Genomic DNA, 25,583 nt, shown 5'->3' with positions numbered 1-25,583 from the left:
GACCCACCGAGACATGCATGATGACCGCGTGCTGGTCGAGCGGCGCCTCGACCGGGTACTGACCCAGCGGATCCGGCCGGCCGTGCATGGCGACCGGGTGCCGCTCGACCTCGAAGTCTGGCATGTGCCCGGCGAACCGGTGCCCGTCGCCGACGCCCTCGGCGCCGCCTTCGTCCCCTTCAAGGTGGGCGATCGCTGGGGCCGGCCGTGGGGGACCAGCTGGTTCCGGGCCACCGGCGAGGTGCCGGCGAGCTGGGCCGGCCGGCGGGTGGAGGCGGTCTTCGACCTCGGCTGGATCAGCGACTGGCCGGGCGGGCAGGCCGAGGGTCTGGTGCACGACGCGGAGGGCCGGCCGATCAAGGGCATCAACCCCCGCAACCAGGAGGTGGCCATCGCCGGGCCGGGGCCGGTGCGCCTGCTCGTCGAGGCCGCGTCGAACCCCGACATCCTGCACAACGGCTTCGTGCCGACGCCGCTCGGCGACCTGGCGACCGCCGGGCAGGAGCCGCTCTACACGATGGCCCGGGCCGAGCTGGCGGTGCTCGACGAAGAGGTCTGGCATCTTCTGCACGACCTTGACGTGTTGCGCGAGCTCATGCTCGAGTTGGCCGTCACCGACCCGCGCCGGCACGAGATCCTGCGCGCCCTGGAGCGCTCGCTCGACGCGCTGAGCCTCGACGACGTGTCCGGCACGGCCGCGGCCGCCCGCGCCGAGGTCGCCGGGGTGCTGGCCCGGCCGGCGCACGCCAGCGCGCACACGATCAGCGCCGTCGGCCACGCGCACATCGACAGTGCGTGGCTCTGGCCGCTGCGCGAGACGGTCCGCAAGACGGCCCGCACCTTCGCCAACGTCACCGCGCTGGCCGCCGACTATCCGGAGTTCATCTTCGCCTGCTCGCAGGCCCAGCAGTACGCGTGGGTCAAGGAGCACTCGCCCGAGGTGTTCCGGCGCATCCAGGCCGCGGTGAAGGCCGGCCAGTGGGAGCCGGTCGGCGGCATGTGGGTGGAGGCCGACGGCAACCTGCCCGGCGGCGAGGCCCTGGCCCGGCAGCTCGTGCACGGCAAGCGGCTCTTCCTCGACGAGTTCGGCGTCGACTGCCGCGGCGTGTGGCTGCCCGACTCGTTCGGCTACACCGCCGCGTACCCGCAGCTGGCCCGGCTGGCCGGGATGGACTGGTTCCTGACCCAGAAGATCTCCTGGAACCAGACCAACAAGTTCCCGCACCACACGTTCTGGTGGGAGGGCATCGACGGCAGCCGGATCTTCACGCACTTCCCGCCGGCCGACACCTACAACAGCGACATGACCGGCGGCGAGCTGGCCCACGCCGTCCGCAATTATCAGGACAAGGGCGGCGGCACCCGGTCGCTGCTGCCGTTCGGCTTCGGCGACGGCGGCGGCGGGCCCACCCGGGAGATGCTGGAGAAGGCGCGGCGGCTGCGGGACCTCGAAGGGTCGCCGAAGGTGATCATCGAGACCCCGGACGAGTTCTTCGACGCCGCCCGCGCCGAGTACCCGAACGCGCCGGTCTGGTCCGGCGAGCTCTACCTGGAGCTGCACCGCGGCACCTTCACGTCGCAGGCCCGCACCAAGGCCGGCAACCGGCGCAGCGAGCACATGCTGCGCACGGCCGAGTTCGTGGCGACGACCGCGGCGGTCCGGGCCGGGAGCCCGTATCCGTACGAACGCCTTGATCGGCTTTGGAAGACGGTGCTGCTGCACCAGTTCCACGACATCCTGCCGGGCAGCTCGATCGCCTGGGTGCACCGCGAGGCCGAGGCCACCTACGAGCGGGTGCTGGCCGAGCTGGCCGAGATCGTCGCGGCGGCCACGGCGGCGGTGGCCGGCACCGGCGACGCGACCTGGGTGCTCAACGCGGGCCCCCTGCCGCGGACCGAGGTGGTGGGCGACCGGCTCGTCCAGGTGGGTCCGAGCTATCTGGGACCTCTGGTCGCGGCCGAGACCGACCCCGATCCCGTACGGGCGGAGGACCGCACCCTCGACAACGGGCTCGTCCGGGTGGTGCTCGACGACGACGGCCTGATCACCTCGATCACCGACCTGGTGGCCGGCCGGGAGGTGCTGGCGGCCGGGCAGCGCGGCAACCTGCTGCGCCTGCACGCCGACCTGCCCAACGAGTGGGACGCCTGGGACGTCGACCGGCACTACCGGCACCAGTACACCGATCTGACCGAGGCCGAGTCGGTCAAGCTGGTCGAGGCCGGCCCGCTGACCGGCGCGATCCGGGTCGAGCGGGCGTTCGGCGCCTCCCGGATCACGCAGACGATCCGGGTGCGGGCCGGCAGCAAGCGGATCGACATCGAGACCGAGGTCGACTGGCACGAGGCCGAGAAGATGCTCAAGGCCGGCTTCCCGCTCGACGTGCACGCCGACCGGACCGCCGCGGAAATCCAGTTCGGGCACGTCCACCGGCCCACGCACACCAACACCAGCTGGGAGGCGGCCCGCTTCGAGGTGTACGGGCACCGTTGGGTGCACGCCGGCGAGCACGGCTACGGCGTGGCGCTGATCAACGACGCCACCTACGGCCACGACGCGACCCGGGACGAGGACGGCGCGACCGTGGTGCGGCTCAGCCTGCTGCGCGCGCCGCGCTGCCCCGACCCGCAGGCCGACCAGGGCCTTCACCGGATGACGTACGCGATCCTGCCGGGCGCCACCGTCGCCGACGCGATCGCCGAGGGCTACGCGCTGAACCTGCCGCTCCGGCTCCACCCGGGCGGCGCCGCCGAGCCGGCTGTGCCGCTGGTCGAGTCGTCCGGCGTGGTGATCGAGGCGGTGAAGCTGGCCGACGACCGCTCCGGCGACGTGATCCTGCGCGTCTACGAGCCGCTCGGCGGGCGCGCGCACGCCCGGATCCGCCCCTCCTTCCCGGTCGCTGCCGTGGAGGTGGTCGACCTGCTGGAACGGCCGCTGGCCGGGGACGACCCGGCGCCGGAACCGGACGGCTCGATCCCGCTCGAGGTGCGCCCGTTCCAGGTGCTCACCCTGCGTCTGCGGCGGGCGTGACCGTGGCGGTGTGGCGGGAACCCGCGGTGTCGGGGTGGGGGCGGCTGCCGATGCACGCCCTCGACCACCCGGAGCGGTTCGAACTCGACGGCGTCTGGCGTTTCCAGCTGCTCCACGACCCGGAGGAAGCGGTCGGGGAGTCGTGGGGCGAGATCGCCGTGCCGGGGTGCTGGACCATGCAGGACGTCGGCGACCACCCCTGGTACACCAACTACCGGATGCCGTGGCCGGAGCCGCCGCCGTTCCTGCCGGCGGACAACCCGACCGGCGTGTACGAGCGCGAGGTCGAGGTGCCGGCCGGCTGGGCGGGCAGGCGGATCGTGCTGCACGTCGGCGCGGCGGAGAGCGTGCTGCTGGTCGAGCTCGACGGCGAGGCGGTCGGCGCCTCGAAGGACTCGCACCTGGCGGCCGAGTTCGACCTGACCGGGCGGGTCCGGCCGGGGGAGCGCTCGGTCCTGCGGCTCACCGTGGTCAAGTGGTCCGACGGCAGCTACCTGGAGGACCAGGATCACTGGTGGCAGGCCGGGATCACCCGGCCGGTCTTCCTGTACGCGACGGACCCGCTGCACCTGACCGACGTGCGGGTGAGCGCGGACATGACCGGCGAGCTGGCGGTGGACGCGTTCGTCGCGCACGGGGCCGGGACGCTGCCGGCGGGCTGGTCGGTGACGGCCACGGTCGGGGACCAGCCGCTGGAGCTCGACGCGGCGTGGTGGGCCGACCGGGTCGAGCAGGAGCGGGTGTCCAGCTACGCGGGGCACACCCGGCTCGTCGCGACCGTGCCGGACGTGCGGTTGTGGACGGCGGAAACGCCGTACACCTATGAAGTGAAGGTTTTCCTGCACCGGCCGGACGGGGCGGTGGCCGATCAGACCAGCCTGCGGATCGGGTTCCGGCGGGTCGAGATCGTCGGGCGGGATCTGCTGGTCAACGGCGTGCGGGTGTTCTTCCGCGGGGTCAACCGGCACGACTTCCACCCGGTGACCGGGCGGGTGCTGTCGGCCGCGGACCTGCGGGCCGACCTGGTGACGATGAAGCGGTTCGGGTTCAACGCGGTGCGCACCTCGCACTACCCGAACGACCCGCGGCTGCTGGCCCTCGCCGACGAACTGGGCCTGTATGTGATCGACGAAGCGAACATCGAATGCCATGCGTACGGGCATGAACTGGCCGACGATCCGCTCTACACCGGGCAGTTCGTCGAGCGGGTGTCGCGGATGGTGCGCCGGGACGTGAACCACCCGAGCGTCATCATCTGGTCGCTGGGCAACGAGAGCGACTACGGCGCCAACCACGACGCGGCGGCCGGATGGGTGCGGCGGTACGACCCGACCCGGCCGGTGCAGTACGAGGGGGCGATCCGGGACGACTGGGAGCGGCCGCAGACCGCCAGCGACATCCTCTGCCCGATGTATCCGTCGCTGGATTCGATCGTCGAGCACGCGCGCTCGGGGCGGCAGACACTCCCGCTGATCATGTGCGAGTACTCGCACGCGATGGGGAACAGCAACGGGACGCTCGCCGAGCATTGGGCGGCGATCGAGAGCACGCCGGGGCTGCAGGGCGGGTTCATCTGGGAGTTCTGGGATCACGGGCTGCTGCAGCGGACCGACCCGGCGGCGGGCGATCCGGGGTGGTCCGACGGGGTGGCGGCGCCGGGCTGGCGGTGGGCCTATGGCGGCGACTTCGGGGACGAGCCCAATGACGGGAACTTCTGCGCGGACGGGCTGGTGTTCCCCGACCGCACGCCGAAGCCGGCGATGTACGAGCACCGAGAATTGGCCGCCCCGATCCGTCTCACCTATTCCGACGGGGTTCTTACCGTCCGCAATCGGCAGCATTTCCGGGATTTGTCGTGGCTTTCCGCCTCCTACTCCGTGACCGGCTCCTCGCCGGTGGCCGTCGCGCTGCCGGACATCCGGCCAGGCGGGTCGGCCGCGCTTGCCCTTCCGGACATTTCGGAAATGTCGCCCGGGGAAGCCTGGTTGACGTTGCGGGTGGTCACCGCCCACGACGAGCCGTGGGCGCCCGCCGGGACCGAGGTGTGCGCTCCTCAGGTGCGGCTGCGGGCCGAGACGCGCCCGCTGCCGGATCGGGCGGCCCTTCGACGCCCGGGTTCGCCCGTGCCGCTCGACGACCACGGGCTGCTGGTGCATCCGCTGCTGAGCCGGGCGCCGGAGCTGAGCCTGTGGCGGGCGCCGATCGACAACGACCGCGACCACGCCTCGTCCTGGGAGGTTCTCGCGGGGCTCGCGCGGCGGTTGGTCGACGTGCGGCGGGACGGCGCTCGCGCGGTGGTGCGGGCCGAGTATGGGGACGTCGCGACGCACGTGCAGGAGATCACCGCGTACGACGGCGCTCTGTTGTTCGCCGAGACGGTGACCGTTCGCCATGACGACCTGCCGCGGGTCGGGATGGTCTTCGAGACCGTCGCCGGGCTGGACCACCTCGACTGGTTCGGGCTCGGCCCCTGGGAGTGCTATCCGGACCGGCGGTTCGGCGCCCGCGTCGACCGGCATGCGGCGCCGGTCGACGAGCTGTTCACGCCGTATGTGCGGCCGCAGGAGAGCGGCGGCCGGTTCGGCGTGCGGCGGTTCACGCTGGCCGGGGCGGCCGGCGACCTGACCGTGCACCTGGACGACGACCGGCGGCAGGTCAGCGTCACCCGCTACCGGGCGGCCGACCTGGCCGCGGCCCGGCACCACGACGAGCTCGTGCCGCGCGCCGGGTGTGTCGTGCACGTCGACGCGGTACATCGCGGCCTGGGCACCGCCTCCTGCGGTCCGGACACGCTGCCGCCGTACCTGATCGGGCCGGGCACCTACACGTGGTCCTGGACGCTGACCGCCTGATCACATCGGGCCACGGCGATCGGGCGCGACGGGCGCGCCCTCGGCCAGGGTCGAGGTCGAAGGAGGCCTCATGATCTCGGCACTCAACCGGCTGGTCGACCTCGTCGAGCGGAACCTCACCGAGGATCTCGACGTCAAGGCGGTGGCGAGCGCGCTCGGCACGACCGAGTACCACCTGCGGCGGATGTTCTCGTCGCTGGCCGGCATGCCGCTGTCGGAGTACGTGCGGCGGCGCCGGATGACGGTCGCCGCCGCCGACGTGGTCCGCGGCGACGACCTGCTGAGCATCGCGGTCCGGCACGGATACGGCTCGGCCGAGGCGTTCGGCCGGGCGTTCCGGTCGGTCCACGGCACCGGCCCCGGTGACGTACGCCGGGACGGCGGCCCCCTTCGAACCCAACCCCAGCTCAGGTTCCGCCTGACCGTCGAAGGGAGCACCCCCATGGACACCCGCATCGTCGACCGCCCCGCGTTCCGGCTCGCCGGGCACGCCGCCCGCGTCCCGCTGATCCACCAGGGCGTCAACCCGCACATCCAGCAGCACGTCGCCGCCCTGCCGCAGGACGAACACGCCCGCTTGCGCGCCCTCGGCGACACCGAGCCGGCCGGCCTGCTTTCGGTCAGCGCCGACCTCGATCCCGACCGGGCGGAGGGCAGCGAGCTGACCTACCTGCACGGGGTAGCCGTCGCCGCGGACACCCCGGCCCCCGGCGACCTCGACACCATCGAGGTGCCGGCCGGGCGGTGGGCGGTCTTCCGGACGGCGGGGCCGTATCCGCAGGCCCTGCAGCAGGCCTGGGCCGCGACCGCGACCGAGTGGTTCCCCTCGAACCCGTGGCGCCTGCGGCCCGGCCCGGAGATCGTCGCGGTCCTGGACCGGGCGGACGATCTCAGCACCGCGACCTGCGAGCTCTGGCTCCCCATCGAACCGGCGTGACTATGGCATCGTCGTAGCGTGGACCGGCCCGGAGAAGCCGATGACGATGTGACGCTCGCCCGGATCGCCGAGGGTGTGGCGTCGCATCATCATCGGGGCCGGCCGGCGGAGGCCCGCGAGCTGTTCGCACGGATCTGGGACGAGATCGGCGGGGAGAGCGGGGACCCCTTGCACGTCTGCGTGCTCGCGCATGCGATGGCCGACGTGCAGGACGACGTACGCGAGGAATTGCTCTGGGATCAGCGGGCGCTGGCGGCGGCCGGCCTGCTCACCGACGACCGGGTGGCGCAGGCCGGCGTGCCGCTGCCGGTGGCCGGCCTGTATCCGTCGCTGCACCTGAACCTGGCGGAGTGCTACCGCCGGCTCGGCGATCCCGGCCGGGCCCGGGAGCACGTCGAGCTCGCGCGGGCGGGGATCGGCGCGCTCGGTGACGACGAGTACGGGCGCCTGATCAGAAACGGCTTGGCGCGGTTGGACCGGTCGCCTACAGTGGGCCGCCGATGATCAAGTCCGGAGTGGACGCGGCCGGGCCGTCATCGGGAACGCATTCGCCGACTGACCGGAGATTCGCATGCGGGTTCGCCGTATCTTGGGCGCGGTCGCCCTGACCGCAGCCACGTCCCTCAGCTTCGTCCTGCCCGCCGCCGCGGCCTCCGCGGCCGGCACCTGCGGCCATTCGGTCCACTCCCCGGACGGCGGCGCGACGGTCTGCTTCAACCCGACGGGCGAGCACCTGCTCGTCTGCGACACCAACGACGACGGGCACCACCCGGGCGCCTGGTACGTGATCGGCAACGGGATCAACTGGCACAACCCGCAGTACAACCTGGGCGCCGGCAACTGTCACGACATCAACCTCGACCTGGCGGAGACCGACACCATCACGTACCAGGCCTGCAACTACGAGGGCACGAAAGAGCTGAGCTGCAGCTCGTACGCCGTGGTCGGGGCCGCCGGGTAACTCGGGCTTCGTTCGCCCGCCGGGCAGACCGGCCGACGTAGCTGTGCGCCGGGAGATGCCGGCTCATCCAGCGTGGATGGGGCGGCGCTCGCTCATGGCGTTGGTGCGGCGGGATGGCTCTCGAGGGTGAGGGCGAGGATGGCGACGTCGTCGCTGCGGGGGTCGGGTCCGACCCCGGCGTCGAGGATGTGGTCGAGTAGGCGGTCGGGGTCGCGTGTGGGTGCGGATTCGATCGCTTGGCACAGTTCGGTCAGGCCGCGGTCGATGGTGTGGTGGCGGTCCTCGATGAGGCCGTCGGTGTAGAGCAGCAGGCAGCAGCCGGCCGGCAGGGTGACAGTCTGCTGGTGGTAGGTAGCCTGCCGGGTGCCGAGCGGAGGCCCGGGTTTCACCCGCAGCGGCGCGGCGTGGCCGTCGGCGTACCGCAGCGGTGGTGGGTGACCGGCCAGGACGGCGGTGGCCGTGCCGTTGTGCAGGTGCAGTTCGAGGTAGCAGCAGGTGGCCATCGCGTTCGGCTCGTAGCGGCACAGGTGCTGGTTCGCCCGGCCGATCACGTCGGCCGGAGGGTAGCCGTCGGCGGCGTAGGCGCGTACCGCGCTGCGCAACTGGCCCATGATGGCAGCGGCCCGCGGGCTGTGGCCGGCCACGTCGCCGATCACGATGGCCGCGCGGGCGTCGTCGATCTGGATCACGTCGTACCAGTCGCCGCCGACGTCGGCGCCCTGGGTCCAGGGCAGGTACCGCACGGCGTGCCGGGCGCCGTCGAGGGTGGGCAGCGCGGCGGGTAGCAGGGCTCGTTGCAGGTCGGTGGCGATGGACAGCTGCGCCTGGTGCAGCAGGGCCCGGTGCAGGGCCTGTGCGGCGGTGCGGGCGAAGGCCATCAGGTTGGCGCGCTCGTCCGGGTCGAACTCGCGGGCGTCGCGGTAGCCGATGACCAGGGTGCCCAGCGTTTGCCCAGCGGTGCTCAGCGGCAGGAACGCCCATGCGGACCGGCCGCCGCGGGAGATCGCGGTGGCCGGGTCGGGTTGTGCCGCGTCGAACTGCTCCGGCGTACCGACGTATCGTGCCTGTCCGGTGAGCGCGACGCTGGTCGCCGGGTACGGGTGCGACATCGGCAGCTCCCGCAGTTGCCGGACGACGTGGTCCTCGTAGCCGGCGTGGTAGCCGAGCACGAGCCGGTCGTGCTCGGCGAGCAGGACCACGAGGCCCTGGCCGCCGGCGGTCGGGCGGACCACGGTTCCCATGGCAAGGTAGACCTCGTCGGGGCTGCTCGCGGCGGCCAGCGCCGCGGTGACCGCCTGCAACGCGTCGGTACGGTCGACGGCGGCCTGGGCCAGGGCGGCGCTCTGCTCGAGCTGCCGTTGCCGGTCCACCTGCTCGGTGATGTCCCGGTAGGACACCGCCACGATGTCCACATCGACCCGGACCGCTTTGCTCTCCCAAGTCTGAGCGCTGCCGGTCACGGCTATCTGCTGATGCCAGCTGTCACCGGTCTCGGCGACGTGACGCAGCTGGGGGAACAGGTCGAGTTCGGCGCTGCGGGACGGCTGCTCCAGGATGCCGCGCCCGATGCGGTCTTCGACGCTGTGACCGGCGAGTTTGGCGCCGATCTGGTTGATGTACTCGCAACGGAAGTCGGTGATCCTGCCGGTGTCGTCGCGGACCGCCTGCAGCACCGCGAACCCGTCGAAGGCGGCGTCGAGCGCGTCGTAGAGGCGGGCACCGCCCTCGGTCTGCGATCCCAGGGTGAGCTTGCTGAGGTCGACGAACCGGGCCACGAAGCCGTCGCCGAGCGGCACCACCCGGATCTCGAAGTGACCGGTCAGGGTGGGCCGGTCGTGGTAGACCGTGCGTACGGCCGGAATCTTCTCCTCGACCACCCGCTGGTACAACGGCAAGGTGCCGTCGGTGGCGGTGTCCGGCCACAGCTGCCGATACGTGCGGCCGATCATCTCCTGCGCCGGGCGCTGCAGGAACGCGCAACCGGCCTCGTTGAGATACACCAGCCGGAAATCGGCGATGCTGCCATCGGCGGCCCGCACCGCGGTCGCCAGGGCGCAGCCGTGCGGATCTGCGTCCAGCAGACCGAGCACCTGCGCGAACCGGATCGCTTCCGGCTGCTCCTCGCCCATCAGTGGCTCCCGCGGCACCGGTACAGCTTATGGTCTGCCCGATCCGATCAGCCCGGCGTGGGTTGATCATGCCAGGCCACACAACAACGGCAAAGAGCACAAATGCGGGCGTACGCTACGGGTCGGTCGCGCCGGTGAGGATGTCCAGCAGTCCCGAGACCTCCAGGACCCGCTGCGTGAGGCCCCGCGGGCGGGTGACCTGGAATCCGGTGCCGTGCTCCACCGCGGTGTTGCGCGCGTGCAGCAGTGCGCCGAGGCCCGTGGAGTCACAAAAGGCGACGCCGGCCAGGTCGAGCACGAGCTTTCGCGCCGGTTGCGCGAGAGCCCGCTGTACGTGTTGCTGAAGCCGGTCGGCGGTGGCGAGGTCCAGCTCGCCCGAGAGCGTCAACCGCACGACACCGCCGCGCTCGGCCTGCTGAGTGATGATCACGCCGCAGCCTCCTTGACACCTCGCCGGTCACCCGCGCCCGGCCCGGGTCGCGGACACGGCGGAAGCTCGACCCATACCCGCTTGCCGCCGTCCTGGTCGTCAACGCCCCACCGAGCACCGAACGCCTCGATCAGCGCGATGCCGCGCCCGCCGGCCGGATCCGGATCACGGCGGCGAGGCACCAGCGACGACGCGTCGGACGCGGAGATCACCACCCGCCCGCCGGTGGACTCGATCGCGAACGCCAGGCAACCGCCGCCGTGCCGCACGGCGTTCGTGACCACCTCGCTGACGATCAGCGCAGCGCAATCCAACCAGGTCTCGTCCGAGAACCCCCAGCCATCCAGGACGGCGACCACCACCCGCCGGGCCGTACCCGGCGCGCTCGCACCCAGAGGCAGATCAAGACGAGCGGTCAACTCGCTCACAACCGGCGGATCCTGTTCTATGGGCGGGGCCGCGCTAGTCAGCACACAGTACCCCGATCGGCCAGTTACCAACGGCACCCGGCCACGCGAAGGACGGCTTGGGGCTCATGGATACCTCCGTGTTATTCAGCTTGAAGATCCGGCGAGCGGCCGTCACCGCCCGGTGACGCGGACCGATCGGTACCGCCGGTTGGTGCAGCCCTCGGTGCGAACGGGCCGCGCGGCCCGGGACGGGTGGGTGGCGGCCGCGTCCGGTACGAGGTACCGGCATGTCGGACACCACCACCCGTCCAACGGCAACCCCGGCCCGGCCGGGACCGGGGGCCGCGCGCCGATCCGCACGGCGACGACACCCGTGGCCGGGCAGACCGAGCCGGACGTCCCTTGCCGCTCGGCGCGGGCGTGGTCGTGCAGGTGGAGCCCGTCCTGCTGGAGCCGCTGGCAGTCCGGGCACCACCACGCGTCGAACGGCGGCCGCTTCGCGATCACCGGCGGCAGCGCCCACGCACGGGCGGACTCGACATCGGCCGGCAGCGGCGCGGCCGGATCGTCGTAGTCCGGGTCGTACCAACCAGGCGTGGTCATGGCCGGATCGTAGTTCTCCAGGACCGGCAAGACGTCCCGTCGGTCATCTACTGTTTGCCGGTGAACGACGATGTGGATCGAGGGAAGCGGGTCAGGCAGCTCCGGCTGGTCGTGGAGGCGGAGGACTTCGCGGCGGCGGTGGCGTTCTACCGGGATGTGCTCGGGCTGCCGGAGCAGGCCGCCTTCGCGGGTGACGGCGACGCGCAGGTGGTGATCCTCGACGCCGGCCGGGCGACCTTGGAGATCGCCAACCCCGCGCAGAAGCGGATGATCGACGAGGTGGAGGTCGGTCGTCCGGTGGCGCCGCGGATCCGGGTCGCGTTCGAGGTCGATGACGCCGTCGCGCGGACCGCGGAGGCCACCGCGGGCGGGGCCGAGGAGCTGGCGCCGCCGACCCGTACGCCATGGAATTCGCTGAACTCCCGGCTGGAGGCGCCGGCCGGGCTGCAGATCACGTTGTTCCAGGAGCTGGAGCCCGGCGGCACGAGAACGGACTGAGGCCGGGAGCACGGAGTGCGGCACGCAACAGCCGGCCTGACAAACGGGCAACTCTACGGACTCCTTCTTGAAATACATCGACGCTCGGCCATACGATTAATACGTTTCACATTGAAACGTTTAAATCCCCTCGCTTCCCCCGAGGAGCCCCGGATGGCCGCTAAACGCCTACTAGCCCTGGCCGCGACGATCGTCACTGTCCTCACGCTCACCCTCGCCACCCCCGCGCACGCCGCCACCCCGGTCGCGCTCGGCGGCGCGCACTGGATCTGGTACCCGGAAGGCGATCCGACAAAGTCCGCGCCCGCCGCCACCCGCTACCTGCGCCGCGTCCTCACCGCCCCGGCCGGCCCGTACACCGATGCCCAGCTGGTCGTCACCGGCGACGACACCGTCGACGTCTGGCTCAACGACACCTACCTGGGCGGCTCGGCCCGGGTCGCCGACTCGTGGCGGCAGGCCCGGTACTTCGACCTGGCCGCGGCGCTGCGGGCCGGCAGCAACACCCTCCGGATCGCCTTACGCAACACCAGCGCCGGCCCGGCCGGCCTGCTCGGCCACGTCCGGATCGCCTCCGCGGCCGGCGTCACCGACCTGGTCACCGACGGCTCCTGGCAGGCCGCGAACGCCGTGCCGGAGACCTGGGTGACGGCCAAGGACCTCGGCGCGTACGGCACCGGGCCGTGGGCGAGCAACGTCGCCGCGCCGGACCTCACCGCCGCCTCGCCGGTCGCGGTGTCCGGGCTGACCACCGAGCGGCGCACCGAACCGGTCGGCATCGACGCTCGCGCGCCGCGCTTCGGCTGGCGCCTGACCACCGTCGCCAACGCCCAGATGCAGGGCCGTTACCAGGTCACCGTCGGCACCTCGGCCGGCGCCGCGGACGTCTGGGACAGCGGCCAGGTGGCCTCGAGCCGCAGCGTCGACGTGCCGTACGGCGGTCCCGCGCTGGCCAGCAACCGCACGTACCACTGGCAGGTGCGGGTCTGGGACACCCAGGGCCGGCCGAGCCCGTGGAGCGCGCCGGCCGCCTTCGACACCGGCCTGTTCGACCCGGCCACCGAGTGGCAGGCGAGCTTCGTCGGGGCGCCCGCCACCGCGAGCCTGACCGGCGCCTCCTGGATCTGGTACCCCGAGGGCGACCCGGCCACCTCCGCGCCGGCCGCCACCCGGTACTTCCGGCGGACGTTCGACGCCGCCGCCGCCGGACCGGCGACGCTGGTGGTGACCGGCGACGACACCGCCGACGTCTGGCTCAACGGCGCCTCGGTGAGCTCCTCGCGCCGGGTCGTCGACTCGTGGAAGCACGCGGCGACCGTCACCGTCCAGCTCCGGGCCGGCAGCAACACCCTGGCGATCGCGGCGACCAACACCAGCGCGGGGCCGGCCGGCGTGATCGCCAAGGCCGGCCCGGTCGTCACCGACGGCACCTGGAAGGCGTCCACGAGCGGGCCCGCCGGCTGGGAGCAGCCCGGATTCGACGACTCCGGGTGGCCGGCCGCCAAGGTCACCGCCGCGCTCGGCGGCGGCCCGTGGGGGACGCAGGTCGCGGTGACCCAGCCCACGCCGTACGTCAGCAAGGGTTTTGACGTCGGTAAGCCGGTCGTGCGCGCCCGGCTGTTCGCCACCGCGCTGGGCCTGCACGAGACCTACCTCAACGGGGTGAAGGTCAGCGACGAGCGGCTCGCGCCGGGGTGGACCGACTACACCAAGCGCCTGCAGTACCGCGAATACGACGTGACCACGCGGCTGCGCTCCGGCGCCAACACCCTCGGCGCGCTGGTCGGCAACGGCTGGTACTCCGGGAACATCGGCTTCGCCGGCAGCCAGCGGTACGGCACGTCGCCCTGGTATTCGGCGAAGCTCACCATCGAGTACGCCGACGGCACGCGCGCCGAGGTGCGCACCGACAACACCTGGACGGCGGCGCCCAGCGCGGTCCTCGACGACGACCTGTACCAGGGCGAGGACCAGGACGCCCGGATCGGCGCGGCGGCCGGGGTGCCGGTGACGGTGCGGACCGACGCGCTGCCGCACCTGGTGGCGCAGGTCGACCCGGGCGTCACCGTGCAGCAGGCGTTCCGGCCGGTCGCGATCACCCAGCCGAAGCCGGGGGTGTTCATCGCCGACCTGGGGCAGAACTTCGCGGGCTGGGACCGGCTGCGCGCGACCGGGCCGGCCGGCACCCGGATCACCCTGCGGCACGGCGAGATCCTCAACGCGGACGGCACGCTCTACACCGCGAACCTGCGCTCGGCCCAGGCCACCGACACGTTCACGCTGGCCGGGACCGGTGCGGCCGAGACGTTCGAGCCGCATTTCACCGTGCACGGCTACCGGTACGTCGAGATCACCGGCTATCCCGGCACGCCCACCGCGGACAGCCTCACCGGGCTGGCCGCCTGGACCGCCGGCGCGGCGACCGGCGCGTTCCAGTCCAGCGACGCGATGCTCAACCAGTTGCAGCACAACATCATGTGGGGGGCGCGCTCGAACATGCTGTCCATCCCGACCGATTGCCCGCAGCGGGACGAGCGGCTCGGCTGGACCGGCGACATCGCCGCGTTCGGGGCGACGTCCACATTCAACTTCGACACCCACGGGCTGCTGACCAAGTTCGTCGACGACCTGGTGGACGCGCAGCGGTCGGACGGCGCGTTCACCGACGTGGCGCCGGCGGTGATCGACGGCGCCGGGAAGGCGGGCTGGGCCGACGCGGGCGTGATCGTCCCGTACACGATCTGGCAACGGTTCGGCGATCTCGCCGTGGCCGACCAGCACTTCGCGGCGATGGCCAGGTACGTCGACTACCTGCGCTCGACCGCGGGCGCCGACCTGATCCGCAACCAGGACACGTACGGCGACTGGCTCAACGTCGACGACGGCACGCCGAACGACGTGTCCAGCACGGCGTACTTCGGCTGGTCGGCGCGGCTGCTGTCGCGGATGGCGGCGGCCACCGGGCGGACCGCCGAGGCGGCGTCCTACGGCACCCTGGCCGACCAGATCGCGGCGGCCTTCACCAGCCGCTTCGTCGCGGCCGACGGCACGGTCGGCAACAACAGCCAGACCGGGTACGTGCTGGCGCTCGCCTTCGGCCTGGTGCCCGCGGCCCAGCAGCAGGCGGTCGCCGACAAGCTGGCGGCCAAGGTCGACGCCCGCAACGGGCACCTCTCGGTGGGCTTCATGGGCGTCGAGAACCTGTTGCCGGTGCTGGCCGACCACGGGCACGCCGACACCGCGTACCGGATCCTCCAGCAGCCCGACTATCCCGGCTGGGGCTACATGACCGGCCGGGGCGCCACCACGATCTGGGAGCGCTGGGACGGCATCAAGACCGACGGGACCCTGCAGGACCCGGGCATGAACTCGTTCAACCACTACGGGCTCGGCTCGGTGGGGGACTGGCTCTACCGGTCGGTCGGCGGCCTCGCACCGGCCGCGCCGGGCTACCAGCAACTGCTGATCAGCCCGACGCCGGGTGGGACGCTGACCTCCGCCTCGGCCTCCCTGCTGACCGGCTACGGCCCGGCCACCTCGTCGTGGAGCAAGGCCGGCTCGACCCTGACCCTGCGCGTCGTGGTCCCGCCGAACACCACGGCGACGGTGCGCCTGGCGGGCTCGGTCAGCGCGCCGCCCGAGGCGGTTCCGCAGGCGGCGGGCAGCTACACCCTCCCGTCCGGCAGCTACACCTTCGTCGCGAGCTGAGGTCCAGGCCGGGAAACGGCGGTGGGTTGCGCTGCGTGATTTCGTTCCGCTGCTTCGACCGTACGAGCGAAGGCCGAGTCCCTGGCGGACACCGGGCCGCGGAGTGCAACACCGGCTCCGCGCCCGGCCGCCGGGCGGGCCCGGCCCAAGACCAAGATAGACGTGTGGATGGATGGACGGTCTTCTTCTTGGTGATCGATGCCGCCGCGGTGATCGGCTGCCTGGTTCTGGCGGCGCGGGCCGGGCGGGCGGACGGCGGACTGCGGCGGCGCATGTGGCTGGCGGATGCTCGGCCAGAAGATCGACGACGCGCAGAACCACGTCCCGGTGCGGGTGCTCGGCCAGCGCCCCACGGTGACCGACGCCGGCATCCCCGGGGCGAGCGGCGAACGGATCGAGCGGTCCGTGCTCGGCCAGAGCACGCTGACCCTGGTCGTCAACGCCGCCGCCAGCGGCGAGCCCGCGGTCGTGCTGCTGTCCCCGCACGCCGACACGCTGGACGTGCTCGTCGTGTTCCAGCGCAGCATCTTCCTCACTCCACTGCCCAGCCCGTCGGCCGCCGCCGCGGACGCGACCGGCGGGCTCTGCCGGCCGCCCGTACCGGGGAACCTGGTCGACTCGGGCTCGCGTTCCATCACGGTGGCAGTCCAGATCGACCTGCCGAGCGGGTTGTCCGCCACCGCTGTGCGGGATGCGTACCAGCCCTGAACCGCGCCGGAGGTGGGCGGGCGTGCCGGGCGGATCAGCCTTGACGGGTCGTGAAGATCGCGGCGGCGCCGGACGGCAGGCGATAGGTGTAGGTGGATTCGCCCCACGGCACGTCGAAGGTGGCCAAGGAGCGGCCCGAGTTGTACACGACGAGGAGTTGCGTGCCGTCGGGCAGCACGGCTGTCTTGCGCTGGACACCGCCGTGCGGGGCGGACGTAGCGCTTGCCGCGCCGGCGGCCGGGCCGAGCACGTTCAGCTCGTGCATCGACCACCAGTTGCCGGCGTCGCCCTGGTTGACCACCCGGATGAAGCGGGCCGTGACCTGCGGGATCAGGATCCGCGTCAGCGGGCTTCCCGGTCCGGTCGCGACGGGCTGCCCCCAATTCGTGCCGTCGTCCGACACGAAGAGCTGATAGCCGCGCGGCGAGTCGCCGCTGCTCGCGGTCGTGTCCAGGACGACCTGGTTGAACGTCTGCGATGAGCCGAGGTCGACCTGGAACCAGTCGCCCGCCTGCATGCCTCGGCCCGTGCTCCAGCGCGTGGCCGGGTCGCCGTCGAGCACATTCGAGGGCGGCTCGGTGGCATTGCTCGTCGAGGCCGACACGGTCCACGCGTCCCGCGGCAACGGCACGGCGGGGGCCGGCGGAGTGAGCGACGCGCCCGTCGGGAGGGTGTAGCCGAGCCACTGGTCGCCGACGCGGACCTGCGCCTGGTGCGCCAGCAGCCCGGAGTCGTAGCTGATGAGCGCTCGCGTTCCGTCCGGGTTGTCGAGCGGAATGTCCACCGAGCCGATCGCGGCCGGGTCGGCCGTGCCATGCTGGGTGCCGGTCCAGGTGAACGTCGCCGCCGCCCCGGCCGGAAGCTGGTAGGTGAACCACTTGCCGCCCCACTGCACGCGGAACGTCTTCGCGGTGGTCGCGGAGTTGAAGGCAACCAGCGCCGTGGAGCCGTCCGGGTTGACGAACGCGACGTCCTGCACGTCACCGGCCCCGAGCGAACTGGACGCGATCCGGCGTGCGCCCGGACGCACGAACTTGCTCGCGTGACCGAGCGCCCAGTAGTCGACCGTCTTGGCGTACGACCAGTGGCCGGCCGCGTCCTGCGCGACCGTCACCACGCCGCGGCAGGTCAGGCAGCCGCCGTTGGTCGGTCCGTTGTTCTGGTCCAGGGCCATGTTCCAGCGGACCACGCCCTTCGCCCAGTCCCGCGTGCTGGTGATGACCAGGCCCATCCCGGCGGCGAAGCCGGCCTGCTCGTCGCCCTCCCAGGTGCCGCCCGAGCACTCCGTCTGCCACGCCGGCTTGTTCGGGTAGTCGTTGTGCGACACCGACTGGGCGCGTACGTCGCCGCCGTAGCAGTGCCACGCCGTGCCGGTGACGAACCCGGTCGAGGCCGGATCGGCGTACATGGTCTCCGGGTAGCCGATGACATCCCAGTTGTGGTCGTAGGCGAGGATCCCGGTACGCAGCTTGCGGTCGCGCAGCGCCGGGCCGAGGTAGTTCTTGATCAGGTCGTTCTGCTGCTCGGCGCTGAGCGACATGCCCGGATAACCGGACGGCACGTAGAGCGGCTCGTTCTGCGGCGTGATGTAGCGGACCGGAACTCCGGCCGCCGCGTAGCCCTCCAGGAACTTCGCGAAGTAGTCGGCCAGCGGCTGGTAGGCGTCCGCCCTGAGGGTCCCGCCGATCATCGAGTCGGTGGTCTTCATCCAGCCCGGTGGGCTCCACGGCGTCGCCATGACGGTCAACTCCGGGTTGAGCCGGCGGGCCTGCTGGAGCAGCGGGATCACGTAGGCCCGGTCGTGGTCGATCGAGAAATGCGCGAGCGACGGATCGGTCCGGCCGGCCGGCAAGTCGTCGTACGAGTAGTTCCCGTTCACCGCGAAGTCGCTGGCGCCCATCGGCTGGCGCAGGAAGCTCAGCCCGATGCCCTGGTCGCTGAACAGGTCGCGCATCACCGCGTCGCGCTGCCCGCGGTCGAGCCGGGTGCCGACGAGCCAGGCGGAGGAGTCGGTGAACGACGCCCCGAAGCCGGTGATCTCCTGATACCGCCTCCGGCTGTCGACGGTGATCGCCGGTCCCGCCGGGGCGGTCCCGCCGTGCCACGACACGGTGGGCCGGCGCGCCAGGTATGTCTTGGTGGCGAGGTCGGTCAGAAAAACCGACACGCCCGCCGGACGCCTCGCCGCGGCGGACGCCTCGGCCGGACAGAACGCGATCAAAGACAGTACGGCGACCAGCCCGACGCCCAACCTTCTTCGTGACACGTCGCGATCCCTTCGTCGCCCGACCCCACGACGGCCGGGACCGGAATCCTTCCAATACTTCATTCAAGTATCGAAATTATTAAACGTACGAGTCAACGACGCCGTCAAGGCCACCTCCCGCGCTACCGACGCCGATAAAGCCAGACCATGCAATTCCGTCAGGCGCCTTTGACGCTGCTCACCGAAAGGCCCGGAGCCTTTCCCGACGTGTCGCGGCCGGCATTTCAGGCGAGCAGCATGATCGTCTGCCGTGATGACGGCGTCAAGGCGCCTGACCCGCTGCGACCAGGGCGCCCGGCCAAGGTCCCGAACGAGCCAACGGCTTCATCCTGGTGGCAGCGTTTCCCTGCCCTACCCGTGGTGGACCGAACCGCTTTCCACTGTCCCGCCGGCGACCACGGAAGTGCCGTGCCGGCCGGCTTTCTCGGGGCGAAGGCTACGGCCGTCGTGGTGCAGGTGGCTCTCCAAGGCCGCCAATACGTAACCATCCGTCAGGACACGTACCAAGCCCAAGGATCCACGCTGCGCGACGACCTTCTGCGCCTCGTGCCCTGACCGTAGGACTCCAAGGACCTGGCCCCTTCCCTACGTCTGCCTGGGCGGTCTAGACGCGAGCCCAGGCGCCGTACATCGGGGGGCCCAGGACGCAGCCGTCGGCGGCGAGGGTCTCGGCCAGCAACCGGTCGGCCAGCGTGGGCGGATCGAGGTCGGCGCGGGTGGCGATGCCGTGCCGCTCCATCAGCGGGACCGCTGCCGAGATCACGTTCGCCCAGGCCCAGGCCGGCGCGTCCGGGCCGCCGGCGGCGAACAGTTCGACCTGCAGGCCGGGGGCGGGCAGGCCGGCGTAGCGGAACATGGTGAACAGGTTCAGGCCGAGCCGCCGTTCGATGCCGGCTTTCTCCAGCGCCGCCAGGAAGTAGCCGTGCGCCTCGGCCCACAGCGGGGTCGGCGGGGTGGCCGGCAGGTACGCCAGGTCGGCTTCGTGCACGCAGATCAGGCCGCCCGGGTGCAGCTTCGACGCGGCTTGGCGCAGCGCGGCCACCGGGTCGGGCAGGTACATCAGCACGAGCCGGCCGATCACGGCGTCGAAGCCGTGGTCGATGCCGTCCAGCGTCTGCACGTCGCCCACCCGGAACTCGATGTTGGGCGCGTCGGTGCGGCGCCGGGCCAGTTCGACGGCCGCGGGGTCGCGCTCGACGCCGACCACGAGGCCGCGAGGGCCGACGAACTCGGCGGCCAGCCGGGCCACGTTGCCGGCTCCGCTGCCGAGGTCGAGCACGCGCATGCCGGACGCCAGCCCGGCCCGCGCGAAGAGCCGGCGGGTGAGGGGGTCGAAGACCTGTCCTTGCGCGACGAGTCGCTGGTCTTCGGCTGTCCGGTCGGTGAAGGGGTACGTCATACGACCAGGGTGGACGCGCCCGGGCCGGGCGTCGTTGGATCAGCGCGCAGGGGTGTTCACAACGCGTGCGAATCTGCGGTACTCGGCGGGTGGCACGCCGTGCGCCGTACGGAAGGCCCGGCTGAAGTCGGGGGCGCTGGAGAAACCCCACCGGGCCCCGATGGCCGCCACCGGGTGTCCGTCCAGGCCCGGGTCGGCCAGGTCGCGGCGGCACCGCTCCAGACGCCGCGCCCGGATCCAGCCGGCCACGGTCAGCCCCTCGTCGTGGAAGAGCTGGTGCAGCGACCGCAGCGACATGTGGTGGTGCGCGGCCACACCGCCCGGCGACAGCCGCGGGTCGCCGAGGTGCTGCTGGATGAAGCCCTGGACGGTGACCAGCAGGGCGTGCCGGCGGGCCTCGGGCGTGCCCCAGTCGCCGGCGTCCAGCTCGCGGGCCAGCCGGGTGGCCAGCACCTCGAGCGCCACGGTCGACAGCCGGGCGGCTTCGGTGGGGTTGTAATGCTCGACGTTGCGGGCCAGCTGGAGCAGGAATTGGGCGGTCAGGTCGCCCATCCCCGCGGTCGGCGGGATGCGCACCGCGGTCAGATGCCTGCGGCCGCTCGGCGACAGCGGCAGCAGGGACGGCGGGAACATGAACGTCATCACCTGGGTCGGCCGCTCGTCGACGCCGCAGGAGACCTCGTACGGCCGGCGGGTGTCGTAGAACGCGAAATCCCCGGCCGACAACCGTGCCTGCCGGCCGCCCTGAGCGACGACGGAGGCGCCGCCCGCGCAGACGAGGAACAGCTTGAGCAGGTCGGGATCGGCGTGCGAGATCAGCTCGGCGGTCCGGCGTACGGTGATCGGCATGATGTCCAGCACCACGACCTGCATCGGGCCCAGGCCGCTGGCCCGGAACTCACCCCGGTAGGCCGGCTCGCTGGGGCCGCGGCACTCCATCGGGACCCACATGGTGGCGGTCAGGTCCCGGATGAAGTCGAACACCTCCGCGGACGGTACGTCCGTGGTGGTGACCAGGGTGCTCATGGCGCCTCCCCCGAGGAGAGGACTTTGAGCGTACGCCGATGTACCGGCCGGAACGGACGGCTACCGGACAGTCGGCAGGCCGTCGGCCACCTGCCGGGCGGTGACCTCCCGGGACAGGGTCTCCGGCCGGCCGTCGGCGAGCGGCTGCTCCGCGACCTCGGCCCAGATCTCGGCGTACGCCTCGAACAGGGCCGGGGTCAGCCCCGCACCCGCCTGCGACCGGGCGATCTCCCGCATCTCGGCGACGTAGCGGTGCGCCTTGGTGGCCGCCAGCGCCACCCCGTACGGCGTCCCGAAGCCGTCGCCGAGATCCGCCATGACCGGTTCCAGGACGTCGTAGGCCGCCGCCGACCGGATCGCCTGCGCCATCAGCCCCGTCAAGCCCTTGTAGACGGACGCCGTCGACATCTTCACCGCGCTGGCCGCGCCGATCCGCTCGCCGACCACCACCGGCTCGGCGTGCGTCCAGCGCAGGTCCGCGACCTCGGCCGCGCGCGGGCCGGCGAGGTAGATCCGCGCCCCGGGCCGGACCGTTGGCGGCGGACCCGAGATGGAACCGTCCACGAAGTCGAAGCCGGCGGCGCCGACCACCTCGGCGGCCGCGGCGGCGGTCGCCGGGGAGGTGGCGTTCAGATCCACCACCAGCGGCCGGGCCGTACCGGTGGTCGCGGCGATCGCCCGGGCGGCGTCGACCGCGGCCCCCGGCGGGGTGACCACCAGAACGACCTCCGCCTCGGCCAGCACGTCGTCCGGCCGGGCGACCAGGCGCAGCCCGGCGTCGCGCGCCAGGCCCGCGGTCCGCTCCGACCGGCCCGCCAGCGAGGTGACCACGTCGTGGCCGCCCTCGCGCAGGGCCCAGCCGAGACCCGAACCCATGTGCCCCGCCCCGACCAAACCGATGACCTTCATCCGGGCAATCTACCCAGCGGCCGTACGGCGGTGGCTCAGCCCCAGCCGTCCGCGTCCGGCGGTCCGCCGCCTGGACCGGATCGGGCGCGTAGCAGATCTGGCTCGGCCTGGTCACAAGAGCCTGGTCACAAAGCCTGGTCGGGAAAGCATCGTGCCGGCGGGCAGCGACCCGCCGGCACAGTGTCTGCCGATGCCTGCTCAGAAGGCGGTGACGCCGTTCGGGGTGCCGAGGCCGGTCGGTCCGTCCCAGCCGGCGCGGGCGTTGCACCACTGGGTGGTGCTGCACGATCCGTTGGAGCCGGAGGTGACGTCGAACAGGCCCGTCGAGTGGGTGTACGGGTAGTTGTTGTCGATGCTCGCCGTGTTGCCGGCCAGGCCGTAGACCGACGCGACGATCGGCGAGGAGGCGCTGGTGCCGCCGAAGGTCAGCCAGCCGCTGTAGCCCTGGTAGGCGTAGCTGTCGTAGACCGAGACGCCGGTGGCGGGGTCGGCGACCGCGGAGACGTCGGCCTCGGCCCGCTTCGAGCAGCCGGTGGAGAAGCCGGCCTGGCCGGTGAGCGCGGTGTTGTAGGCGGAGCAGCCGGAGCCGGCGTCGGCCCAGGCGGTCTCGGTCCAGCCGCGGGTGGTGCTGCTGGTCTTGAGGGTGGTGCCGCCGACCGCGGTGACGTAGTGCGAGCTGGCCGGGTAGGCGGCGCCGTAGCCGGAGTCGCCCGAGCTGGCCGTAACGGCGATGCCCGGGTGGTTGTAGTAGGCGCCGTACGTGCTGTCGGCCGCGTCGCTGCCGCCGTAGCTGTTGCTGATCGCGTTCGCGCCGAGGGCGGCCGCCTCGTTGACCGCCGCGCCGAGGTTGGCGAACGAGGCGCTCTTGGCCTCGACCAGCAGGATCTTGCAGTTCGGGCAGATGGCCGAGACCATGTCGATGTCCAGTGAGATCTCCTCGGCCCAGCCGCCGTCCTTGCTCGGCAGCGAGGTGGTGCTGCCGGTCTGGCTGACCTTCTTGAAGCAGCCGTTGGCGGTGGTGCACGCGGAGAGGCCGAAGTAGCTGCGGTACGTGCCCAGATCCGCTTCGGCGTTCGGGTCGTCGTAGGCGTCCACGATGGCGATCGTCTGGCCCGAGCCGGCGGTGGAGGACGGCAGCTTGTACGCGGACTGCAGGCTCGCCGGGCTGAGGCCGGACGGGGTCGCCGCGTTGGGGCTGGCCGCGTCGCTGCTGGTGAGGCTGCTGACGGTGGTGCGGACCACGGCCATGCAGCGGGCGAAGCCGCGGGCCGACGAGGTGCCGCAGGAGTTCATCTGCTTGAAGCCGAGCGGTTTGGCCTGGGCGGGCGCGGCGACGCCGAACGCCAGCCCGCCGGCCACGAGGATGGCCGCGCCGACGGTGGCGGCGATCTTTTGGATGGGTCGCATCAGTCCTCCTGGGGGTAAGGGGGGTGAGCGGGATGACGCGAATCGTATTCACCATTGTCGAATTGGTTCAAATCTGTGGGATTCCTGTGCGAGCCGCGCGGCGCGGGATCCGGGCGGTGTTCGGGCAGCTCCGCAGCCTGCCGAGATGGTGCTCTAAATACGCCAACTGCTGATAAGGGCGAAATCGCCTTATGTAAAGGCCATAACGCGCTGGTATGGCGAGCTTCGGGGCGTAGCGCACTTGTGGTGCTCAAAGCGACGGCTTTTCCATCCGGGCTTCCCAAGCGCCCACGACGCGCCGAGACTAGCCATCGACCTATCACCCTGCGTGATTGTTGCCGCACGCGGGTGGATGCCTTCATCGATGAAGGAGATCCATGCTCAGGACACGTTCCCTGGTCGCCGGCGCCGCCCTCGCCATCATCCTGGCCCCGCTCGGCGTCCCCGCAAGCGCGTCGGCGGCACCCGCCGCCAGCCCCCGCATCGTTCACAAGGTCGGCACCGCCTCCTACAAAGTGGCCGGTACCGGCAGCGGCCTGCCCGCGTCGATCGCCACCGAGGTGCGCCAGGGGGAGGCCGGTCCCGACGCCGGCTTCGCCGCCGCCACCGCGGCGCCGGCCGGCGCGCACCGCAGCCTGGCGCCGTCGCGCCGCGCGCTGAGCGCGTCGAAGAGTGCGGCGAGCGCGGCCGGCACGGTGCACACCAACCCGCGGCTGCTGCGCGGCTTCGACGGGCTCAACCACCGCGACCAGCGCACCGCCAACAACGGCAACCAGTTCAGCCTGGAGCCGCCCGACCAGGCGCTCTGCGTCGGCAACGGGCACGTCGTCGAGGCCGTCAACGACGCGTTCCGGGTGTACAACCCGGACGGCAGCGGCCAGACCGGCGTCGTCGACCTCAACACGTTCTTCGGCTACCCGCCGACGATCAACCGGACGACCGGCGTCTTCGGGCCCTCGATCACCGACCCGAGCTGCCTGTACGACCCCACCACGCGGCAGTTCTTCCTGACCGTGCTCACCCTCGAGTCGACCGCCGCCGGTCAGCTCACCGGCGACAACCACCTCGACATCGCGGTGACCGCCGACCCGACCGGCACCTGGAACATCTACCGCCTCGACGTCACGGACGACGGCACCAACGGCACCCCGGTGCATCCGTTCTGCCCGTGCATCGGCGACTACCCGCACATCGGGGTGGACGCGAACGGGTTCTACCTCACGACCAACGAGTACTCGTTCTTCGGCACCGAGTTCAACAGCGCCCAGGTGTACGCGTTCAGCAAGCGGGCGCTCGCCCGGGGCGACGCCGACGTGCTGGTCACCCAGTTCGACACGACCGCGGCCGACCAGGGGCTGAACGGCTTCACCGTCTGGCCGGCCCAGTCGCCGTCGACCCGCGACTACGACCAGGACCAGAACGGCACGGCGTACTTCCTGTCGTCGAACGCGGCCGAGGAGGCCACCGGCACCCAGGACTACGTCTCGACCAGCATCGTGACGTGGTCGCTGACCAACACGAGATCGCTGGACCGGGCCCGGCCGGATCTGCGGCTGCAGAACACCCGGGTCGGCGTGCGGAAGTACTCGCTGCCGCCGCTGTCCAACCAGAAGCCCGGGCCGTTCCCGCTGGGCCAGTGCCTCAACGACGACCCGTGCGCCACGTTCCTGCTCGGCGCGCCCGACCCGGACAAGCCCGAGGTCGAGTCGCCGCTGGACAGCAACGACACCCGCATGCAGCAGGTGACGTACACGGACGGCAAGCTGTACGGCGCGCTGGACACGGCGATCGCCGTCGGCGGCGCGACCAAGGCGGGCGTCGGCTGGTACATCGTCCGGCCGCAGATCCGGCACGGCGTCCTCGGCGCCGGCCTGGCGGCCCAGGGTCAGCTCGGCCTCGCCGGGAACAACCTGACGTACCCGGCGATCGGCGTCAACGCCGACGGGCACGGGGTCATGTCGTTCACCCTCGCCGGCGACGGGTACTTCCCGTCCGCGGCGTACTCGGCGTTCGACGGGCGCACCGGGGCCGGGGCCATCTACCTGGCCAAGGCCGGCGCCGGGCCGCAGGACGGCTTCACCGGATACAAGGCGTTCAACAACCCGACGCGGCCGCGCTGGGGCGACTACGGTGCCACCGCGGTGGACGGGGCGAACATCTGGGTCGCCGCCGAGTACATCGCGCAGACCTGCACCCTGGCCCAGTACGAGGCCACCCCGTTCGGCAGTTGCGGCGGCACCCGCACCGCGCTGGCGAACTGGGCCACCCGGATCAGCCTGATCCAGCCGTGACCCGCTGAGTTCCGGGCC

Annotated in this window: 19 protein-coding genes; 10 read left to right on the top strand and 9 right to left on the bottom strand. The window is 71.9% G+C overall.

The genetic code is table 11. The features are described 5' to 3' along the window. The first annotated feature begins 13 nt into the window (after positions 1-13). The 5 genes from IH26_RS0134635 (at position 14) to IH26_RS0134610 (ending at position 7,781) form a co-directional block, all read left to right on the top strand. Complete coding sequence (locus IH26_RS0134635) at positions 14-3,031, top strand: alpha-mannosidase (RefSeq protein WP_030440478.1); 3,018 nt, start codon at positions 14-16, stop codon at positions 3,029-3,031. Further along, on the top strand, positions 3,028-5,883 hold the full coding sequence (locus IH26_RS0134630; protein WP_030440477.1) for a glycoside hydrolase family 2 TIM barrel-domain containing protein: 2,856 nt from the start codon (positions 3,028-3,030) through the stop codon (positions 5,881-5,883). Before IH26_RS0134635 ends, IH26_RS0134630 begins: the two co-directional genes overlap by 4 nt. Before the next feature lie 70 nt (positions 5,884-5,953). Continuing rightward, positions 5,954-6,820 (top strand): AraC family transcriptional regulator, encoded by an 867-nt coding sequence (locus tag IH26_RS0134625; protein WP_030440476.1) that lies wholly within the window; start codon positions 5,954-5,956, stop codon positions 6,818-6,820. Between the two features lie 18 nt (positions 6,821-6,838). Beyond that, positions 6,839-7,324, top strand: coding sequence for a tetratricopeptide repeat protein (locus IH26_RS0134620; protein ID WP_030440475.1), 486 nt, complete (start codon positions 6,839-6,841; stop codon positions 7,322-7,324). Between the two features lie 67 nt (positions 7,325-7,391). Further along, positions 7,392-7,781: a hypothetical protein gene (locus IH26_RS0134610; protein ID WP_157437538.1), complete on the top strand. Its 390-nt coding sequence runs from the start codon at positions 7,392-7,394 to the stop codon at positions 7,779-7,781. 92 nt (positions 7,782-7,873) lie between these two features. On the opposite strand, the gene IH26_RS56395 is transcribed toward IH26_RS0134610, so the two are convergent. The 4 genes from IH26_RS56395 to IH26_RS0134590 all read right to left on the bottom strand — a co-directional run bounded on the left by IH26_RS56395 (position 7,874) and on the right by IH26_RS0134590 (position 11,353). Continuing rightward, positions 7,874-9,928, bottom strand: coding sequence for a SpoIIE family protein phosphatase (locus IH26_RS56395; RefSeq protein ID WP_157437537.1), 2,055 nt, complete (start codon positions 9,926-9,928; stop codon positions 7,874-7,876). 97 nt (positions 9,929-10,025) lie between these two features. Beyond that, entirely contained in the window at positions 10,026-10,340 is a 315-nt protein-coding gene (locus IH26_RS0134600; RefSeq protein ID WP_030440472.1) for an STAS domain-containing protein, read from the bottom strand. Next, a complete protein-coding gene (locus tag IH26_RS0134595) occupies positions 10,337-10,768 on the bottom strand; it encodes an ATP-binding protein (protein WP_051809045.1) in 432 nt (143 codons plus the stop codon). The genes IH26_RS0134600 and IH26_RS0134595 overlap by 4 nt, the downstream gene beginning before the upstream one ends. Positions 10,769-10,921: 153 nt before the next feature. Then, positions 10,922-11,353, bottom strand: coding sequence for a hypothetical protein (locus IH26_RS0134590; RefSeq protein ID WP_157437536.1), 432 nt, complete (start codon positions 11,351-11,353; stop codon positions 10,922-10,924). A 60-nt stretch (positions 11,354-11,413) separates the two neighbouring features. Here IH26_RS0134590 and IH26_RS0134585 point away from each other — a divergent pair, with 60 nt between their 5' ends. The 3 genes from IH26_RS0134585 to IH26_RS0134575 all read left to right on the top strand — a co-directional run bounded on the left by IH26_RS0134585 (position 11,414) and on the right by IH26_RS0134575 (position 16,267). Then, positions 11,414-11,851 carry a VOC family protein gene (locus tag IH26_RS0134585; RefSeq protein ID WP_030440469.1) on the top strand — a complete coding sequence of 146 codons (438 nt, stop codon included), beginning with the start codon at positions 11,414-11,416 and terminating at the stop codon, positions 11,849-11,851. A 153-nt stretch (positions 11,852-12,004) separates the two neighbouring features. Beyond that, a complete protein-coding gene (locus IH26_RS0134580; RefSeq protein ID WP_030440468.1) occupies positions 12,005-15,559 on the top strand; it encodes an alpha-L-rhamnosidase in 3,555 nt (1,184 codons plus the stop codon). Between the two features lie 285 nt (positions 15,560-15,844). Continuing rightward, positions 15,845-16,267: a hypothetical protein gene (locus tag IH26_RS0134575; RefSeq protein ID WP_030440467.1), complete on the top strand. Its 423-nt coding sequence runs from the start codon at positions 15,845-15,847 to the stop codon at positions 16,265-16,267. 34 nt (positions 16,268-16,301) lie between these two features. Here IH26_RS0134575 and IH26_RS56390 read toward each other — a convergent pair whose 3' ends face one another. Continuing rightward, positions 16,302-18,533 carry a discoidin domain-containing protein gene (locus tag IH26_RS56390; protein WP_169789865.1) on the bottom strand — a complete coding sequence of 744 codons (2,232 nt, stop codon included), beginning with the start codon at positions 18,531-18,533 and terminating at the stop codon, positions 16,302-16,304. Positions 18,534-18,680: 147 nt separating this feature from the next. On the opposite strand from IH26_RS56390, the gene IH26_RS60295 reads away from it, so the two are divergent. After that, positions 18,681-19,088: a hypothetical protein gene (locus tag IH26_RS60295; RefSeq protein WP_157437535.1), complete on the top strand. Its 408-nt coding sequence runs from the start codon at positions 18,681-18,683 to the stop codon at positions 19,086-19,088. A gap of 49 nt (positions 19,089-19,137) precedes the next feature. On the opposite strand, the gene IH26_RS54350 is transcribed toward IH26_RS60295, so the two are convergent. The 4 genes from IH26_RS54350 to IH26_RS0134545 form a co-directional block, all read right to left on the bottom strand. Continuing rightward, positions 19,138-19,932: a class I SAM-dependent methyltransferase gene (locus IH26_RS54350; protein ID WP_034216577.1), complete on the bottom strand. Its 795-nt coding sequence runs from the start codon at positions 19,930-19,932 to the stop codon at positions 19,138-19,140. Positions 19,933-19,971: 39 nt separating this feature from the next. Further along, positions 19,972-20,958 carry a helix-turn-helix domain-containing protein gene (locus IH26_RS0134555; protein ID WP_030440464.1) on the bottom strand — a complete coding sequence of 329 codons (987 nt, stop codon included), beginning with the start codon at positions 20,956-20,958 and terminating at the stop codon, positions 19,972-19,974. A gap of 60 nt (positions 20,959-21,018) precedes the next feature. After that, complete coding sequence (locus IH26_RS0134550) at positions 21,019-21,867, bottom strand: NAD(P)-dependent oxidoreductase (RefSeq protein WP_030440463.1); 849 nt, start codon at positions 21,865-21,867, stop codon at positions 21,019-21,021. A 198-nt stretch (positions 21,868-22,065) separates the two neighbouring features. Further along, a complete protein-coding gene (locus IH26_RS0134545; RefSeq protein ID WP_051809042.1) occupies positions 22,066-23,274 on the bottom strand; it encodes a S53 family peptidase in 1,209 nt (402 codons plus the stop codon). A 377-nt stretch (positions 23,275-23,651) separates the two neighbouring features. Here IH26_RS0134545 and IH26_RS0134540 point away from each other — a divergent pair, with 377 nt between their 5' ends. Further along, positions 23,652-25,565 carry a hypothetical protein gene (locus IH26_RS0134540; protein WP_030440461.1) on the top strand — a complete coding sequence of 638 codons (1,914 nt, stop codon included), beginning with the start codon at positions 23,652-23,654 and terminating at the stop codon, positions 25,563-25,565. Positions 25,566-25,583 lie beyond the last annotated feature (18 nt).

Source organism: Actinoplanes subtropicus (assembly GCF_000721705.1).
Classification (GTDB): Bacteria; Actinomycetota; Actinomycetes; order Mycobacteriales; family Micromonosporaceae; genus Actinoplanes; species Actinoplanes subtropicus.
This window is presented reverse-complemented; position numbering and strand designations above follow the sequence as displayed.

What these genes read in the sequence shown, in the direction of transcription:
- IH26_RS60295 (WP_157437535.1), top strand. Translation starts at nt 18,681, where the DNA reads ATGCAATTCCGTCAGGCGCCTTTGACGCTGCTCACCGAAAGGCCCGGA.
- IH26_RS0134545 (WP_051809042.1), bottom strand. Translation starts at nt 23,274, where the DNA reads ATGCGACCCATCCAAAAGATCGCCGCCACCGTCGGCGCGGCCATCCTC.
- IH26_RS0134590 (WP_157437536.1), bottom strand. Translation starts at nt 11,353, where the DNA reads ATGACCACGCCTGGTTGGTACGACCCGGACTACGACGATCCGGCCGCG.
- IH26_RS0134635 (WP_030440478.1), top strand. Translation starts at nt 14, where the DNA reads ATGCATGATGACCGCGTGCTGGTCGAGCGGCGCCTCGACCGGGTACTG.
- IH26_RS0134555 (WP_030440464.1), bottom strand. Translation starts at nt 20,958, where the DNA reads ATGAGCACCCTGGTCACCACCACGGACGTACCGTCCGCGGAGGTGTTC.
- IH26_RS0134625 (WP_030440476.1), top strand. Translation starts at nt 5,954, where the DNA reads ATGATCTCGGCACTCAACCGGCTGGTCGACCTCGTCGAGCGGAACCTC.
- IH26_RS0134575 (WP_030440467.1), top strand. Translation starts at nt 15,845, where the DNA reads ATGCTCGGCCAGAAGATCGACGACGCGCAGAACCACGTCCCGGTGCGG.
- IH26_RS0134610 (WP_157437538.1), top strand. Translation starts at nt 7,392, where the DNA reads ATGCGGGTTCGCCGTATCTTGGGCGCGGTCGCCCTGACCGCAGCCACG.
- IH26_RS0134580 (WP_030440468.1), top strand. Translation starts at nt 12,005, where the DNA reads ATGGCCGCTAAACGCCTACTAGCCCTGGCCGCGACGATCGTCACTGTC.
- IH26_RS0134550 (WP_030440463.1), bottom strand. Translation starts at nt 21,867, where the DNA reads ATGAAGGTCATCGGTTTGGTCGGGGCGGGGCACATGGGTTCGGGTCTC.
- IH26_RS0134540 (WP_030440461.1), top strand. Translation starts at nt 23,652, where the DNA reads ATGCTCAGGACACGTTCCCTGGTCGCCGGCGCCGCCCTCGCCATCATC.
- IH26_RS54350 (WP_034216577.1), bottom strand. Translation starts at nt 19,932, where the DNA reads ATGACGTACCCCTTCACCGACCGGACAGCCGAAGACCAGCGACTCGTC.